At 44.5% G+C, this 16,976-nt stretch carries 15 protein-coding genes; 11 read left to right on the top strand and 4 right to left on the bottom strand.

Annotated features, from left to right (window positions below):
* From L1D55_RS18245 to L1D55_RS18255, 3 genes are all read left to right on the top strand, one after another.
* The coding region (locus L1D55_RS18245) for a transposase (RefSeq protein WP_239917017.1) at window positions 1-236 on the top strand (236 nt) is incomplete at its 5' end.
* 84 nt (window positions 237-320) lie between these two features.
* Window positions 321-1,715, top strand: a complete 1,395-nt coding sequence (locus L1D55_RS18250) for a winged helix-turn-helix domain-containing protein (RefSeq protein ID WP_239918383.1) — start codon at window positions 321-323, stop codon at window positions 1,713-1,715.
* 215 nt (window positions 1,716-1,930) lie between these two features.
* Entirely contained in the window at window positions 1,931-2,407 is a 477-nt protein-coding gene (locus L1D55_RS18255; RefSeq protein WP_239918384.1) for a hypothetical protein, read from the top strand.
* 293 nt (window positions 2,408-2,700) lie between these two features.
* On the opposite strand, the gene L1D55_RS18260 is transcribed toward L1D55_RS18255, so the two are convergent.
* Window positions 2,701-3,846 carry a Na/Pi symporter gene (locus L1D55_RS18260; RefSeq protein WP_004739535.1) on the bottom strand — a complete coding sequence of 382 codons (1,146 nt, stop codon included), beginning with the start codon at window positions 3,844-3,846 and terminating at the stop codon, window positions 2,701-2,703.
* Between the two features lie 389 nt (window positions 3,847-4,235).
* Here L1D55_RS18260 and nhaR point away from each other — a divergent pair, with 389 nt between their 5' ends.
* Together nhaR and L1D55_RS18270 are read left to right on the top strand one after the other, a co-directional pair.
* A complete protein-coding gene (nhaR, locus tag L1D55_RS18265; protein WP_004739533.1) occupies window positions 4,236-5,126 on the top strand; it encodes a transcriptional activator NhaR in 891 nt (296 codons plus the stop codon).
* Window positions 5,127-5,226: 100 nt separating this feature from the next.
* A complete protein-coding gene (locus tag L1D55_RS18270) occupies window positions 5,227-5,520 on the top strand; it encodes a metalloregulator ArsR/SmtB family transcription factor (protein ID WP_004739532.1) in 294 nt (97 codons plus the stop codon).
* 307 nt (window positions 5,521-5,827) lie between these two features.
* Here the strand turns inward: L1D55_RS18270 and rpsT are convergent, their stop codons facing one another.
* Window positions 5,828-6,088: a 30S ribosomal protein S20 gene (rpsT, locus tag L1D55_RS18275; RefSeq protein ID WP_004739529.1), complete on the bottom strand. Its 261-nt coding sequence runs from the start codon at window positions 6,086-6,088 to the stop codon at window positions 5,828-5,830.
* A 251-nt stretch (window positions 6,089-6,339) separates the two neighbouring features.
* Between rpsT and murJ the strand changes: the two genes are divergently transcribed.
* From murJ to ispH, 6 genes are all read left to right on the top strand, one after another.
* Entirely contained in the window at window positions 6,340-7,902 is a 1,563-nt protein-coding gene (gene murJ / locus L1D55_RS18280; RefSeq protein WP_239918385.1) for a murein biosynthesis integral membrane protein MurJ, read from the top strand.
* 70 nt (window positions 7,903-7,972) lie between these two features.
* Entirely contained in the window at window positions 7,973-8,908 is a 936-nt protein-coding gene (ribF, locus tag L1D55_RS18285; RefSeq protein WP_171366854.1) for a bifunctional riboflavin kinase/FAD synthetase, read from the top strand.
* A 63-nt stretch (window positions 8,909-8,971) separates the two neighbouring features.
* The gene (gene ileS, locus L1D55_RS18290) at window positions 8,972-11,812 is read left to right on the top strand and encodes an isoleucine--tRNA ligase (protein WP_239918386.1); all 2,841 of its coding nucleotides are present in this window, start codon (window positions 8,972-8,974) and stop codon (window positions 11,810-11,812) included.
* A gap of 160 nt (window positions 11,813-11,972) precedes the next feature.
* Window positions 11,973-12,473: a signal peptidase II gene (gene lspA / locus L1D55_RS18295; protein WP_004739521.1), complete on the top strand. Its 501-nt coding sequence runs from the start codon at window positions 11,973-11,975 to the stop codon at window positions 12,471-12,473.
* 159 nt (window positions 12,474-12,632) lie between these two features.
* Window positions 12,633-13,064, top strand: coding sequence for an FKBP-type peptidyl-prolyl cis-trans isomerase (fkpB, locus tag L1D55_RS18300; RefSeq protein WP_239918387.1), 432 nt, complete (start codon window positions 12,633-12,635; stop codon window positions 13,062-13,064).
* 138 nt (window positions 13,065-13,202) lie between these two features.
* The gene (ispH, locus tag L1D55_RS18305; RefSeq protein WP_081090359.1) at window positions 13,203-14,159 is read left to right on the top strand and encodes a 4-hydroxy-3-methylbut-2-enyl diphosphate reductase; all 957 of its coding nucleotides are present in this window, start codon (window positions 13,203-13,205) and stop codon (window positions 14,157-14,159) included.
* Between the two features lie 104 nt (window positions 14,160-14,263).
* Here the strand turns inward: ispH and btsR are convergent, their stop codons facing one another.
* Together btsR and L1D55_RS18315 are read right to left on the bottom strand one after the other, a co-directional pair.
* Window positions 14,264-14,995, bottom strand: coding sequence for a two-component system response regulator BtsR (gene btsR, locus L1D55_RS18310; protein WP_239918388.1), 732 nt, complete (start codon window positions 14,993-14,995; stop codon window positions 14,264-14,266).
* 130 nt (window positions 14,996-15,125) lie between these two features.
* Window positions 15,126-16,796 carry a sensor histidine kinase gene (locus L1D55_RS18315; RefSeq protein WP_239918389.1) on the bottom strand — a complete coding sequence of 557 codons (1,671 nt, stop codon included), beginning with the start codon at window positions 16,794-16,796 and terminating at the stop codon, window positions 15,126-15,128.
* Between the last annotated feature and the right edge of the window lie 180 nt (window positions 16,797-16,976).

The raw sequence follows: 16,976 nt of genomic DNA on the forward strand, positions 1-16,976 counted from the left end.
AGGTATGGTGGGCACAAGTGCAAGAAAGTGGAATTAAGCCATTGAAAGAGTTCGCACGAAAACTGAGGCCTTATCTTCACGGTATTATTGGATCGGCAAGTTATCCGCTCAACACCTGCACATTGGAAGGGATAAACAACAAAATAAAGTTAATCAAGCGAATGGGGTATGGGTATCGAGATACAGACTACTTCTTCTTGAAGATAAAAGCGGCTTTCCCCGGAAAGCCGCGATGAACCTTTTTTATTTGTGATGCTTGGCTTGCTTACCATTTATAAAACCAATAATCTTGTGGGGTCTTTTCTAACCATAGAACTGCTATGACTCGCTCACACCGCTTTGTATTGCAACATGACTTTCTTATTTCATTTTACCCTGAGAAGAATCAGTTGGTGATTGATGACGAAGCGATTCATCTGGAGCCATTACAAGCTAAATTGCTGAGTTATTTCATTGAAAATCGTGGGCGAGTGGTGAGTACGCAGCAGATCGCTACTGATGTGTGGCAGAGGACTCATGTATCCGACAATTTGGTTAGGCAAGTCATCAGTTTATTGCGCAGTCAGCTTCAAGATAAGTCACGTCCTTATCGCATTATTCAGACGATACCTAAACAAGGTTACTTGTTTGATATTGAAGTGACCCAGCCGTATGCTGAAGCGACTTTCGTCGACGATGGCTTAAAACTATCAACTCAAACCCTCACGCCTTATTACAAAAAGAAGATCATCACTCTCATTGCGACCGCACTGTTAGCGGTTGGCTTAACTGCGACTTGGGCATGGACCAATGGTTTTAAGACGAATGAGCCTGTGACTATTACCACACGTCAGGTTGGCGTGATTCCCGTTTATATCCATGACCTAACCCTAGATTCGGCGAACGACTACGAGATGTCGGAAAGTGTCTATAACTATCTTTTCTATGGGCTGAACTCAGCTAAAAACCTATCGGGTTACCATTTTTCTCAGCTATCTAAACAAGGTAAGCAATCACTTGCCAATAATGGTGTCGAGCTAAAAAGTTGGCTCAAGAGAAAGGGTGGGGACTATGTATTGAGTGTGCTGGTACAAAACAATGCTCAACCCGATCAAAGTCAGATAGTAGAAAAACGCTTCAGCCAAGATAATTTCTTCGAGGTCATTGGTGATGCCATTCTTGAGATTAAAGCCATTATTGCCCCTATAAGCTCTGATTATGGTGTAGCGAGTCATCGAGTGACTTCTATTGATAACTATCAGGATTGGAGTGTTATCTCTGAGGGGATATCACTGTTTTATCAAGGTAAAGGCGGTCAGCCATTTGAAGATATCGCGGTTCAGTTGGATATGATTCAACGACAAGGACGAGATAACTATTTGGTCAATGCCTTGCTGTCGTATGCCGAATCTTTGGCCTATTTGCAAAACAATGAGCAAAAAGAGCGCGAACGCGCTCTACAACTGGCAAAGCAAGCTTTTGAGATGAATCCGCGTTGTGATATTGCCAACCTGACTTTAGGGCTTGCATTGTTAATTAACCAGCATGCTAATCAGGCTTTTCCGTATCTTTCTTATGCGGCCGAAAGTACACCAAGCCCAATTAGCTTTTATCTACTGAGTGTTGCGGACAAGCTATCGGATAACCCAAAAGGTTCGCAATACAACTATCAGCGTTATACCGAGGTGAAAAAAGAGCATAACGGTCAACTCTTTGATCTTATTGAATCTTTATAAAAACCAAACCTTTTCTAAATGCCTAAACTCCCTTTTAAGTGAAGGTGTGAGTGAGCGCTGGTGGCACGAGATCTAGGTAGGTTTCCCTAGCCCTAATCGGCTTCTTAAGATGTTTATTTATTGTTTGTAGTCAGCCTCGATTGCCTTGCATCAAGAGTAAACACGACGACTTCCACATACTGGTACTCAAATCATTCATTATTTAGGGTACACACATGTTGAAGAAGTTTGCTTTTCAGATCATACCGATTCAGATCTTTTTATTCGTCTTTTGGTTCAAAAATGGCTTTATTGATAAAGTGATGGGCGTGTTACTTGGCTTTGTTACACCTGATACCGCTTATGCCGGTGATACCCGGGCTGGTTGGAAGGGCTATATCGTTGGGACTTGGGATAAGAGCCAAGTCGGTCATGTTTTACTTAGCCCAACGTTCGACTTTATGTTTCCGATTCTGATTGCGTTGCAATGTGTGCCATTTTTACTGGTTGTTCGCTCGGTGTATGCCGGTGAGTTCATGGCCAGTAAAGAGCGTCCGTGGTTACTCTATGCTGCTTTCTCTTCCCTGTTTGTCACTGCTTGTATGGCGTTTACTCAAACCATCACTGGCGCGAGTGACGGACAGTATTTATGGCAATTTATCGGCTTTGGTATGGTTGCGATTATGTACCTGCGTAATGAGCAAGGTAAGTAAGCTTTTTTAGATGCGAGTAAACGGGGTTCGAGATATCAAGGGTAGCTAGATACTAGTAAGCGAGATGCGAAGCTCAAAGCCCCGTCATTCCCTAGACTGACGAAGGAAGGAGTAGGGAATCTCTTTCGTGGTGCGTTCGTGAGATTCCCTATCCCGCTCGTTCCTCGCTGTAGGGAATGACGGGAAACGGGCTCTTCGTTACTCGTTTACTCGAATCCCGTATCTGCTTTTAAAAAAGAAAAAGCCCGCAACCTAGGTTGCGGGCTTTGCTATAAGCGATGTGTATTTTTCTATTAAGCAGTCAGAGACAAGATTGTGCCTGGCAGTACAAGGAATACCGCAACAAGGTAACCGGCAACAACAGCTTTGTTCTTCACAGCCATGTCTGAAATCATGTCTGCCGCTTTAACTGGTAGCTCACGTAGGAACGGGATACCGAAGATGAATACCGTTGCCATGATGTTGAATACCAAGTGTACTAGAGCAATCTGAAGTGCGAATACTGCGAACTCACCAGATACTGCTGTTGCTGCAAGCAGAGCGGTAATACATGTACCGATGTTTGCGCCTAGAGTAAACGGGTAAACATCACGTACTTTAAGAACACCTGAGCCTACTAGTGGAACCATCAAGCTTGTTGTCGTTGAAGAAGACTGAACAAGGATAGTAACGATAGAGCCAGAAGCGATGCCGTGGATTGGACCACGACCAATTGCGTTCTTAAGAATCTCACGAGCACGACCAACCATTAGGCTCTTCATCAGCTTACCCATAACTGTGATAGCTACGAAGATAGTTGCGATACCTAGAGCGATAAGCATGATGCCGCCAATCGTGTCGCCAAATGTTGATAAAGGCTCTTTGATTGCGCTTACTACTGGTTTAGTGATTGGCTTGATGAAGTTAAGACCCTTCATGCTCATATCACCTGTTGCTAGCATCGGAGATACCAACCAGTGAGAAATCTTCTCTAGAATACCAAACGCCATCTCTAGCGGTAGGAAAATAGCTACAGCCAATAGGTTGAAGAAGTCGTGAATCGTCGCACTTGCGAATGCGCGTTTGAACTCTTCTTTACAACGAACGTGACCAAGGCTAACTAGCGTATTGGTTACCGTAGTACCAATGTTTGCACCCATGATCATAGGGATTGCTAGCTCAACAGGTAAACCACCTGCCACAAGGCCAACGATAATTGAAGTAACTGTACTTGATGATTGAATAAGTGCGGTTGCAACTAAACCAATCATTAAGCCTGCAACTGGGTGTGAAGCAAATTCAAAAAGAACTTTTGCTTGTTCGCCTGTTGCCCATTTGAAGCCTGTACCAACCATTGAAACTGAAAGTAATAGTAGGTAAAGCATGAATGCCAAGTTAGCCCAGCGTAGCCAACGAGTTGTGCTCGAAATAGGCGCTGCTGCAGTAGTAGCTTGGTTCATAATGTTTTCTCCATAGGACCGTTTAAGTCTGTGTTTGGTCTGTTTGTTTAATCTGAGCGTGATGTTAGAGGGGAAATATTTCAGTAATATTACATTTTGGTTGAGGCGGGACTTTTTTGTGATGATTTACTGTTTAAATATTCTGATAGTAAATGTGGTTATTTTAAGTGTTTGTTTATAAATGACTTTATTGCGGTTTTTGATGGGTGATATAGATCTTAAAAGTTAGAAAAAAATTGAGAAACTTGGCGTTAATATTACATTATGAAATCAAACACTTCGAAAAAATTAGTAGTTAAATGGTTTTATGGTTGGTTTTTCCGAGTTTGTTGAGCGGAGGTGTCATATTTGATATAAAAAGGAATCGACTCTTTTATTACGGCACACCTATGTCGCACCTCAACTATAACCATCTTTATTACTTCTGGATGGTCTGCAAGCAAGGCTCTGTTACTAAAGCAGCAGAAGCTCTATTTCTCACACCTCAAACGGTTACTGGCCAGATAAAAGCATTAGAAGAGCGAATGGACGGCAAGCTGACCAAGCGCAATGGTCGCAGTGTTGAACCAACAGAGCTTGGGCAGTTGGTTTTCAAATACGCGGATCGTATGTTTGGTCTCAGCTACGAAATGCTGGATATCGTGAACTACAGTCAGCACTCAAATATCCTGTTTGATGTCGGTGTGGCAGACGCTCTTTCGAAACGACTAGTTAGTAAGATCTTGATGTCGACGATTCCAGAAGATAACAGTATCCACCTTCGCTGTTTTGAATCGACTCACGAAATGCTGCTTGAACAGCTCTCTCAACATAAGCTCGATATGATCTTGTCTGATTGCCCGGTGGACTCTAGCCAAAGCCCTGGCTTATTCAGCAAGAAGTTGGGTGAGAGTGGTATGAGCTTTTTCAGCTCTGGTGAAGTGAAAGGGGTTAATTTCCCTGCCGTATTGGAGCAAAGAAAGCTGTTGATCCCGGGAAGTCGAACCTCAATGGGGCGCAAGATACTGCAATGGTTTGATAGACAGGGTCTAAAACCGGATATTTTGGGCGAGTTTGATGACGCAGCATTGATGAAAGCGTTCGCTCGTTACCACCATGACGCTATTTTCCTAGCACCAACCTTGTACATGTCTGAAGTGGAGCAAGACACTTCCTTGCAATTATTAGGCGGTATTGAAGAGTTAAAAGAAGAGTACTATGTCATTTTTGCTGAGAGGATGATCCAACATCCAGCCGTAAAAAATGTATGTGACGCAGATTTTAGCAAATTGTTCGAATGAGGTAGTTTGTTAATGAATTGATATCGATTATCATAACTCCGCAATATGCCGGAAATACTGATAGCCCGTAGTTGGCGTAAAGGTTGTAGGGAGCCAAACTATGAACTTAAAAGAGATGGAGAAGAACTCAGCACAAGCTGTGATTCTACTCAAAGCCATGGCCAACGAACGTCGCTTACAGATTTTGTGCCTTTTACATGGTACTGAGCTGTCGGTTGGGGAGTTGTGTGGCAAGTTGGAACTGAGTCAATCGGCTTTATCTCAACATCTTGCTTGGTTGAGAAGAGATGGTTTGGTCGATACTCGCAAAGAAGCTCAAACCGTGTATTACACATTGAGCAGTGAAGAAGTAAAAGCAATGATTAACCTACTGCATGGTCTATATTGCAAGTAGTTTATTGTTGGTAAGAAAAGTGGTTTCTTATCAGGAATAAGGTCGACACAAGGAAGTGTCAGTATTTCTCGTCGAACGTTAAAAGTTGTCTATTCACTATCTATTTTAGCTACTTATCTACTCTCTAGCTATTTAGCCATTACCTATCTATTTAACTCTTACCTGTTTTATTCCCTGTCTATATCTGAGTCTGTTCGTTATTTTTAACTACTGTCGGTCAGTCGTTTCATTGTGTTACTCAAAATTCAGATATAAAAAAACCGGCCTAAGCCGGTTTTTTTCGTTTTGCGTTGTAATCAAATTTCTATTAAAGAGCTTTGATTGCAGCAGCGAAACGAGACTTATGACGTGCAGCTTTATTCTTATGAATAAGGCCTTTAGTCGCCATACGGTCAAGAAGTGGTGTAACTTCTACAAGAGCAGCAGTTGCAGCTTCTTTATCACCAGCTGCGATAGCTGCGATAGTCTTTTTCATGTAAGTGCGCATCATAGAACGACGGCTAGCGTTGTGCTGGCGACGTTTCTCAGCTTGGATAGCGCGCTTCTTAGCAGATTTACTGTTTGCCAAGGGTCTAACTCCCAAAAACTTAGTTCGGTGACAATTTAAGGGCGAGGACTATCCCTCATTAGCGCTTAATTGTCAAATGATTTGTGCAAAAACCAATCGTAGCCAAACAAACTTTGGAATGGAAAGGTCATCGCGGTTAAGATGGCGGGGATTCTAACAGCATTTTTAGACCAATGCTAATAAATATGCTTCTTAGGACAGGATAGTATTTATCCTCCCTTGAAAGTAATCAACCAGTGTCAGAGGTTTCTGTGAGTAAACGACTATTAAAGTCAGGCCTGATTGTCAGTGCAATGACTTTTGTTTCCCGTGTGTTGGGGCTAGTACGTGATGTAGTAGTAGCAAATTTGATGGGAGCAGGAGCGAGTGCCGACGTATTTTTCTTCGCTAATAAAATCCCGAATTTCTTACGTCGACTGTTTGCAGAAGGTGCCTTTTCTCAAGCGTTTGTCCCAGTATTAACAGAATATCACGCGGCTGGTGATAAAGAGAAAACTCGAGACTTAATCGCTAAGGTGTCAGGTACGCTCGGGGTGTTAGTCTCTATTGTTACCGTTATCGGTGTACTGGGCTCTGGTGCCATTACCGCGCTGTTTGGTGCGGGTTGGTTTATCGACTGGCTTAATGATGGCCCAGCGGCTCCTAAGTTTGAGCTAGCGAGCTTTATGCTCAAGATTACCTTCCCTTATTTATGGTTCATCACTTTTGTCGCGTTATCTGGTGCCATTCTCAATACACTGGGTAAGTTTGCGGTCTCCTCTTTTACCCCTGTGTTTTTGAATGTCATGATCATCGGCGCAGCGTGGTTTATTTCTCCGAATTTAGAACAGCCAGAAATCGGCTTGGCGATTGGTGTGTTCTTAGGTGGCTTAGTTCAATTCCTTTTCCAAATGCCTTTCCTTATTAAAGCGGGCGTGTTGGTTAAGCCTAAGTGGGGCTGGAGAGATCCGGGTGTCGTTAAGATTCGCACATTAATGATTCCTGCTCTGTTTGGTGTTTCAGTCAGCCAAATCAACCTACTGTTTGATACCTTCATTGCCAGTTTCCTAGCAACAGGCTCTATTAGTTGGTTGTACTACTCAGATCGATTGCTTGAGTTCCCACTGGGTCTATTCGGTATTGCAATTGCGACTGTGATTCTTCCTGCTTTGTCTCGTAAGCACGTTGATGCTCAAGGGGAAGGGTTTGCAAATACCATGGATTGGGGCGTGCGCATGGTGCTACTGCTTGGTATTCCTGCCATGTTGGGGCTTATTGTTTTGGCGAAACCAATGCTGATGGTGCTATTCATGCGTGGTGAGTTCTCTCCCCACGACGTGCAACAGGCATCGATGTCTTTAGTGGCGTACGCCTCCGGTTTGCTTAACTTCATGCTGATTAAAGTATTGGCTCCGGGTTATTACTCTCGTCAAGACACGAAAACTCCAGTGAAGTACGGCATTATCGCAATGGTCACCAACATGGTGTTCAACGCTATCTTTGCTTATTTCTATGGCTATATCGGTTTGGCGATTGCAACCGCTCTGTCAGCCTTTGTAAATATGGCCTTGTTATATCGCGGTTTACACCTTGCTGGTGTCTATAAACTGACAAAGACCACTTTACTGTTCTGCGCGAAGCTTGTTGTCTCAGGTGGCGTGATGGTCGCGGCTATTTTGTGGCAGTTGGATAATATGCAACAGTGGCTTGAGTGGAGCTTTAGTCAAAGAGCGCTGGTGCTAACAGGCTTGATTGGTCTTGGTGGCTTTGTTTATATTGTTTCGGTACTGGTTCTAGGTATCCGAGTAAAACATTTAAAAGCAGCGACAGATTAATACTGATTAGTATATAATCCGTCGGTTTCACACAATGAATGATGCAAATAACAGGTTTTAGCTGATCATAATGGAACTGATCCGAGGTATACACAATATTAAAGCGCAGCATCACGGCTGTGTATTGACCATAGGTAACTTCGATGGCGTTCATTTAGGACATCAAGAGGTTCTTAGTCAGGTTTCTGAACAAGCGGCAGCATTAGGGTTACCTTCTGTTGTTATGACGTTTGAACCGCAGCCTATGGAGCTGTTTGCCCGAGATAGAGCGCCGGCACGTTTAACTCGCTTACGCGATAAGTACGTGCAACTGAGCAAGCTAGATATCAGTCGTTTATTGTGTGTCAATTTTAATCAGTACTTTGCAAGTTTATCAGCGGAAGCATTCATTAAAGACCTTTTGGTTGATAAGCTTGGCGTGAAGTTTTTGGTGGTTGGTGATGACTTTTGTTTTGGCAAAGGCCGCACTGGCAATTTCGCTATGCTCAAAGAAGCAGGCGAGAAGTTCGGTTTTGAGGTGGTAAGCACCCAAAGCTATTGCTTAAATCAATTACGTGTCAGCAGTACTGAGATACGAAATGCATTGGCGGTCGATGATTTGGCTGCAAGTGCTACCATGTTAGGACGTGATTACAGCATTAGTGGTCGTGTGTCCCATGGTCGAAAACTTGGGAGAACCATAGGTTTCCCTACCGCTAACATTCCATTAAAGCGTTGTGTCTCTCCTGTGTCGGGAGTGTACGTTGTTGAAGCATTGGATATCGACGGGGTTCCTGTCGGTGGCGTTGCTAATATTGGACAACGACCAACGGTGAATGGTGTAAGGCAGCAATTAGAAGTGCACTTTTTTGACTTTAAAGCCAATTTGTATGGTAAACAGTTAGAAGTACGACTTTTGCACAAACTGCGCGACGAGATAAAATTTGAATCGTTCGACGCATTAAAGAATCAAATAGAATTGGATGCTGAAGCCGCAAGGGTGTGGCTGCTTCAGCTAAAGAATTAATCGGATGATTCCACCGATTAACATAATGTCTAACTTCGCCCAATATAACGGAATTAAGAATCGATGAGTGATTATAAAGATACCCTGAACTTACCAGAAACAGGGTTCCCAATGCGCGGCAATCTGGCAAATCGTGAGCCAGAAATGCTTAAGCGTTGGTACAAAGAAGATCTTTACGGCGAAATCCGTAAGGCAAAGAAAGGTAAAAAATCTTTCGTACTGCATGATGGCCCTCCATACGCGAACGGCGACATTCACATTGGCCACGCGCTGAATAAGATTCTTAAAGACATTATTATTAAATCTAAGACCCTTTCTGGTTTTGATGCACCGTACATCCCTGGTTGGGACTGTCACGGTCTTCCAATCGAACTAATGGTTGAGAAGAAGAAAGGTAAGCCAGGTCAGAAGATTTCGGCTGCTGAATTCCGCGAAGAGTGTCGTAAGTACGCTGCGGGCCAAGTTGAAGGTCAAAAAGAGAGCTTCAAGCGTCTTGGTATCATGGGCGAGTGGGACAAACCTTACCGCACTATGGATTTCGGTACAGAAGCGAACATCATTCGTTCTCTAGGCAAAATCGCAGACAAAGGTCACCTACTGAAAGGTTTCAAACCTGTTCACTGGTGTACTGACTGTGGTTCTGCTCTGGCTGAAGCTGAAGTTGAATACAAAGATAAAGTATCTCCATCTATCGATGTGAAATTTACTGCAGCTGACGAAGCGGCGCTTCTAGAGAAATTCTCTCTAGCTGACGGCCACGCTGGTCAAGGTGAAATCTCTATCGTTATCTGGACAACAACACCATGGACTCTGCCAGCTAACCGCGCAGTATGTCTACGTGATGATCTTGAATACGTGCTTATCCAAGTTGAAGCGAATGGCGACCAGCCAGCTCAACGTATCGTTGTTGCTTCTGAACTAGCTAAAGACGTAATGGATCGTGCAGGTATCGAGCATTTCCACAACCTAGGTTTTGCAACTGGTGCTGATCTTGAGCTTTCTCAGTTCAACCACCCGTTCTACGACTTCACAGTTCCTGCGATCTTAGGTGATCACGTTACGACTGATTCAGGTACTGGTGTGGTTCACACGGCTCCTGGTCACGGTCAGGAGGATTTCGTAGTTGGTAAGAAATACAACCTAGAAATCGCTAACCCAGTAGGCTCTAACGGCGTTTACCTGCCAGATACAGAGCTATTTGCTGGTCAGCACGTATTCAAAGCGAACGACTCTGTTTTAGAAGTTCTAAAAGAGAAAGGTGCACTTCTGCATCATCACGCTTACGAGCACAGCTACCCACACTGTTGGAGACATAAAACTCCAATCATCTTCCGTGCAACACCACAGTGGTTCATCTCTATGGATCAAGCTGGCCTACGTGCAAAAGCACTAGAGTCAACGAAGAATGTTGAGTGGATGCCTGAGTGGGGTCAAAGCCGTATCGAAGGTATGATCGAAGGTCGCCCTGAGTGGTGTATCTCTCGTCAACGTACTTGGGGTGTGCCAATTGCTCTGTTCGTTCATAAAGAAACGTCAGAACTTCACCCAGATAGCTCTGAGCTAATCGAAAAAGTAGCGAAGCTAGTTGAAGAGAAAGGCATTCAAGCTTGGTGGGATGTAGACGCAGCAGACCTAATGGGCGCTGAAGACGCAGACAAGTACGAAAAAGTGCTAGATACACTAGACGTATGGTTCGATTCAGGTGTTACACACTTCTCTGTTGTTGATTCTCGTGAAGAGTACAACGGTAACAGTGCAGATCTTTACCTTGAAGGTTCTGACCAACACCGTGGTTGGTTCCAGTCTTCGCTAATTTCATCTATCGCGATGAAAGACGAAGCACCATACAAGCAAGTGCTAACGCACGGTTTCGTAGTAGATGGTAACGGCCGTAAGATGTCTAAATCTATCGGTAACGTTGTTGCTCCTAAAGACGTAACCAACAAACTAGGCGCAGATATCCTACGTCTATGGGTTGCTTCTACGGACTACACGGGTGAAGTAGCGGTTTCTGATGAAATCCTGAAGCGTTCTGCTGATGCTTACCGTCGTATTCGTAACACAGCTCGTTTCTTCCTAGCGAACCTAAGCGGTTTCAACCCTGAAACTGACCTAGTGCCTGCTGAAGAGATGGTTGCACTTGATCGCTGGGCTGTTGGCCGTGCTCAAGCTGCACAAGAAGAGATCGTGAAAGCATACGGCGAGTACAACACTCACGGTGTAACTCAGCGTCTAATGCAGTTCTGTTCTATCGAAATGGGTTCTTTCTACCTAGACGTAATCAAAGACCGTCAGTACACAGCAAAACAGGGCAGCCATGCTCAACGTAGCTGTCAGACTGCGCTTTACTACATCGTAGAAGCTCTAGTTCGTTGGATGGCACCTATCATGTCGTTCACTGCAGATGAAATCTGGAACGAGATGCCTGGCGCTCGTGACAAGTTCGTGTTCACTGGCGAATGGTACGAAGGCCTATTTGGTCTGGCTGAAGGCGAAGAGCTAAGCAACGAATTCTGGGCTGAAATCCAAACGGTTCGTGGCGCTGTGAACAAGCTTCTTGAAGACGCTCGTAAAGAGAAAACAATCGGTGGTGCACTGCAAGCTGAAGTAACTCTATACGCTGACGACGCACTAGCGGCTAAGCTCAACAAGCTAGAAGATGAGCTACGTTTCGTGTTGATCACTTCTGCTGCGGTTGTTAAGCCACTGAGCGAGAAGTCTGATGCGGCTCAAGCGACAGACGTTGAAGGTCTATTCGTTGAAGTTGCAGCAACAGAAGCTGAGAAGTGTGACCGTTGTTGGCACCACACACCAGACGTAGGCACAATTGAAGGGCACGAGAAGATCTGTGGCCGTTGTGTATCAAACGTTGATGGTGAAGGCGAAGTGCGTAAGTTCGCATAACGACTCAGAGAAAGACTGAACTTTTTGTAAAAATCATAGCCCCAGTATCAACTGGGGTTATTTTTAGTTATAGGAAATGTGTTTAACCAAGCTGATTATTCATCGCGACTCAAAGCGAGTGTGCGAATGAGGAATCGCTTCGTAAATACTAGGAATAGAAATGAGTGAAGTTTCGTTAAAACAATCTGGTGTACGTTGGTTATGGTTAGCTCTGCTGGTTTTTCTTGCAGACATTGGCATCAAACTCTTTGTCATGGACAACATGGGTTATGGCTGGGCAAACCGTATTGAGGTGTTGCCGTTCTTTAACTTTTTGTACGTTCATAACTACGGCGCCGCATTCAGCTTCTTGAGTGATCAAAGTGGTTGGCAGCGTTGGTTATTTACCGGTATTGCCTTTGCTGTAACTGGCATGCTGACGTACTGGATGAGCAAGCTACCAGCGACAGAAAAGTGGAACAACATCGCTTATGCCATCATCATTGGTGGTGCAGTCGGTAATGTATTTGACCGTGTCGTACATGGCTTTGTTGTCGATTACTTAGATTTCTACTGGGGCACTTACCACTGGCCAGCATTCAACTTAGCCGATATGGGTATTTGTATTGGTGCCGCGATGATCATCCTAGATGGTTTCCGTAAGAAAGATGAAAGTAAATAGCTTTTAAATAGATGCTCTAAAGTCAGTCTATGACTCACAGAATAGAATAGCCCTAAGCGCTGTCGGTTGATTCCGGTGGCGCTTTTTTTTATGCTTCAGTCAACAAGGAAGCAACGCAAAATGCATCCTCAAATAATAAAGAAGTCTAAGGAAAGTAACGTGGCAGCAATTAAAAATGATTCAGCAGTAACCCTACATTTTACGATTAAGATGAAGGATGGTTCAGTTGCCGATAGTACCGAAAATATGGGCAAACCTGCGAAGTTCGTGATGGGCGATGGTAGCCTAAGCGAGAACTTTGAAGCGTGCTTACTTGGGCTTGAAGCGGGTACTGAAAAGTCTATCGACCTGAAAGCGGAAGATGCGTTTGGTATGCCGAACCCAGATCATATCCACCATATGGATCGTGCTAAATTTGTTGGTGACTCTGAGGTTGAAGTGGGCACTATCATGGCATTTTCTGGTCCTGACGGTATGGAAATCCCAGGTATTATCACTGAGATCGCTGGCGATTCAGTGACGGTTGATTTTAATCACCCACTTGCAGGCCAAGACGTTACGTTTGACGTCAATATCTTAGCTGTAGAATAACTCTCTGAACCTTAGAATAGCACCGCCTTACAGCGCTGTGATGTTACCCAGAGCTTCACTGTCTAGGCGCTTCACTGTAGAATGCGAGCCTCGCCGACGGCGAACTCTATAGAAACAACCTTAGTACCGCGGTAAATGATGAGCAATGAAATGAAAATAATGTTAGCTAACCCTCGTGGCTTTTGTGCCGGTGTTGATCGTGCGATCAGCATTGTCGAGCGCGCACTCGAAATGTACCAGCCACCGATCTACGTTCGTCATGAAGTGGTACACAACCGCTTTGTTGTTGAGGGGCTAAAACAACGCGGTGCTATTTTTGTCGAAGAACTTAGCGAAGTGCCAGACGATAACATCGTGATCTTCTCTGCTCACGGCGTGTCTCAAGCGGTTCGTAAAGAAGCGAAAGAGCGCGAGCTAACGGTGTTCGATGCAACGTGTCCTTTGGTAACTAAAGTCCATATGGAGGTTGCTCGTGCAAGCCGCAAACATATGGAAGTGGTGCTGATTGGTCACGCAGGTCACCCTGAAGTTGAAGGTACTATGGGTCAATACGCGAGCCAAACGGGTGGTATGTACTTGGTTGAGAAACCAGAGGACGTGCAAAACCTAGTGGTAAACGACCCAACTAATCTGCACTACGTGAGCCAAACGACGCTATCTGTTGATGAAACCGCTGACGTAATCGAAGAGCTACGTCGCGTATTCCCTGAGATCCAAGGCCCTCGTAAAGACGACATCTGTTACGCGACTCAAAACCGTCAAGACGCTGTGCGTGAGATGGCAAACGACGTTGACGTTGTGATTGTCGTTGGTTCTAAGAACTCATCGAACTCAACACGCTTGAAAGAGCTGGCTGAAAAACTAGGCACACCTGGTTACCTAACGGATTGCCCGGAAGACATTCAAACAGAATGGGTTGAAGGCAAGAAGAAAATTGGTGTAACGGCTGGTGCATCTGCTCCTGAAGAGCTGGTAAATCAAATCTTAGATCGTATTCGCGAGCTTGGTGCTACTGACGTTGAAGAGATTCAAGGTCGTGAAGAGAACATGTTCTTCGAAGTACCAAAAGAGCTACAGATCAAACAAGTCGATTAACCTCTATCGATTTGTGACATTAGCGATTCGTCATACAGTCGATTCGCATGCAGTAAAAAGCCAACGTTGATACGTTGGCTTTTTTGATCGTACGCTTTGATAAGCTATTGGATACCGAGTTGTTCTTTTAGTGTCTTGAGATAGCGACGACTCACAGGCACTTCAAAGCCGGTAAGCGTGATGATCTCTGCTAATCCATTTTCGAGCAACTTGATCTCTTGGATCGATTTTATGTTGATCAAATATTGTCGGTGACAGCGGATCAAATCGGTTTTCTCTTCCAAGATCTTTAGTGTCAACTGTGAAGTGGCCGTTTGCGATGAACAGCGAACATGCACGCCGCTGATATCAGAATAGGCACACTCGACACTCTTGCTCGCCATGATCACAATGCGGTTGTGACCAATACACGGAATTTGTTCTAGGCGGGAAGGGGCAATCGAAGCAACATCTTGCTCTGGTGCTTTTTGGTTCTGCTTAACGACTTTGTTCAGTCGAGAGACACTTTTATTGAGTCGGCAGGGCTCAACGGGTTTAAGCAGGTAATCAAAGGCGTTGTCTTCAAAGGCTTGAATCGCATATTGGTCGTAAGCAGTTACAAATACCACGTAAGGCATGGTATCTGGGTCAAGCATACTCAACAACTCAATACCCGTAACTTGAGGCATCTGAATGTCGAGATACACCACGTCGGGTTTAAGAAGGTTGATCTGCTTAAGTCCTTCGATCGCGTTGCTTGCTTGACCGATGACTTCCACTTCCCCCGTTTCAGTCAGTAACTCAATCAGCTCTTCGCGAGCAAAAAGCTCATCATCGATAACGAGTGCTTTTAACATCCTGCAATCTTCATTTTTGTTCTGTCCCTGCTTATTCCACTTATCTTTTAATGTCTGCTTTTTAATGTCTGCTTTTTAATGTCTGCTTTTAAATGTCGCTACTGAGAAGCGATTACCTACGAAAACACCATTATTTTAGTATAGGTATGATAAAGCTCATTCGAGTAAATTGCTGTGGTTGAGATTCTATTTTTAGTGCTGAGTCTTGTCCAAAGAAATTAGTGAGTCGTTTATCAACAATTTCCATCCCTAATCCTACATGATCTTGAGATGGCTTCTGGTAGTTACCAGCATTGTCTTCGACGATCAGTCTAAATCCACCATGGAAAGTTTCGCTATAGATCTTCACTTTGCCGCCTTCCAGCATATTTGAAATCCCATGTTTAATGGCATTTTCAACCAGAGGTTGCAGGGTAAAGCTTGGCAGTTGTGACTCAAACAGTTGTGGGTCTATGTCCCATTCAATTTCTAAGCGGTCGGTAAAGCGTGCCTTTTCAATGGTCAGGTACGCATTAACGTGCGCGAGTTCATCTTTGAGCTTCACGGTATTAATATTCTGCTTAAGGTTACTTCTGAAGAAGTGAGATAGGTGCTGAATTAGCTCACGTGCTTTATCTGGGTCACGACGTGTTACGGCACTGATGGTGTTGAGTGCATTAAACAAGAAGTGCGGGTTGACCTGTGCGTGCAGCAGTTTAATTTCAGCTTGAGTGAGCAGAGTTTGCTGTTGCTGATAGTTGCTGAACAGAATTTGACTCGATAACAGCTGAGCAATACCTTCAGCCATCGACATGTTGATGGTTGAAAACAGCTTCAGTTTGGGCTCATACAGTTTGATGGTGCCGACGACTTCGTTACCGGCACGCAGTGGGATAATCAGCGCTGACCCTAACTTACAATCCTGTGAGAGAGAGCATTGGTATGGGTTCTCTTTACCATCGAGGTAGATGATGTCGTTCTGTTCCATCGAAGTCAGTGTGCTTTGCGATGAAATAGGAGTGTTAGGGATATGGTGCTCATCGCCAATGCCAACGAAAGCGAGAATTTTTTCTCGGTCAGTGATTGCCACAGCGCCTACGTTGGTCTCTTCGTAGATAATACGCACGATTTTCTGCGCGTTATCAGACGTGAAACCACCATGAAGAATACCCACTGAGCGTTCGGCAATGGTCAATGCGCGGCGCGAGAAGGTCGCTGAGTATTTCTCGAAGATGGTTTTACGGTCTTGAATGATACTCATGAACAGTGCTGCACCCACGGAGTTGGCAATGATCATCGGCGCTGCAATGTCGGAAACCAGCGCATAAGATTGTTCAAACGGTTTGGCGACCGCAAGCAGAATCAACATCTGAATGATCTCTGCAAATAACGTCACAGAAAACACTACCATCGGATTAAACAACTGGCTGGCTTTGTTTTTTCTGACTAAGTACACATGCAGCAAGCCACCAATCAGGCCTTCTGCTGTCGTTGAGATAGCACAAGCTAAGTCCGTAAAACCACCTAATGAATAGCGATGTATCCCGCCAGTAAAGCCCACTGCAAAGCCAACCACAGGACCACCAAACAAACCGCCCATGACCGCGCCCATCGCTCGCGTGTTAGCGATGGCATCATTGATTTGCAGTCCGAAATAGGTGCCCATAATACAGAACAGAGAGAACAGGACGTAACAGCTGATCTTATGGCTCAAGCGTGAAGAGATGCTCAACAAAGGGAGAATCAGTGGGGTTTTACTTAGCATATAAGCGATCACTAAGTAGACACAGGTTTGTTGAAGCAGAGAGAGAATGAGTTCCATATTTTCACCTATTGAGACGCTTGTTAAGTGTAAAGCTCATTGTGTGGTAAGGGTAGTTTTGCTTTTGTTTGTAAGGCTTTTCTCGAGCGATTAGCGCTTCTCACTGTCTTGCTTAACCAGTACAGACAATAAAGCCCATCACAGGGGATGGGCTTTAGTCTTAATATCCATGAATCACTG

This window comes from Vibrio sp. Isolate22, assembly GCF_022398115.1.
GTDB lineage: Bacteria > Pseudomonadota > Gammaproteobacteria > Enterobacterales > Vibrionaceae > Vibrio.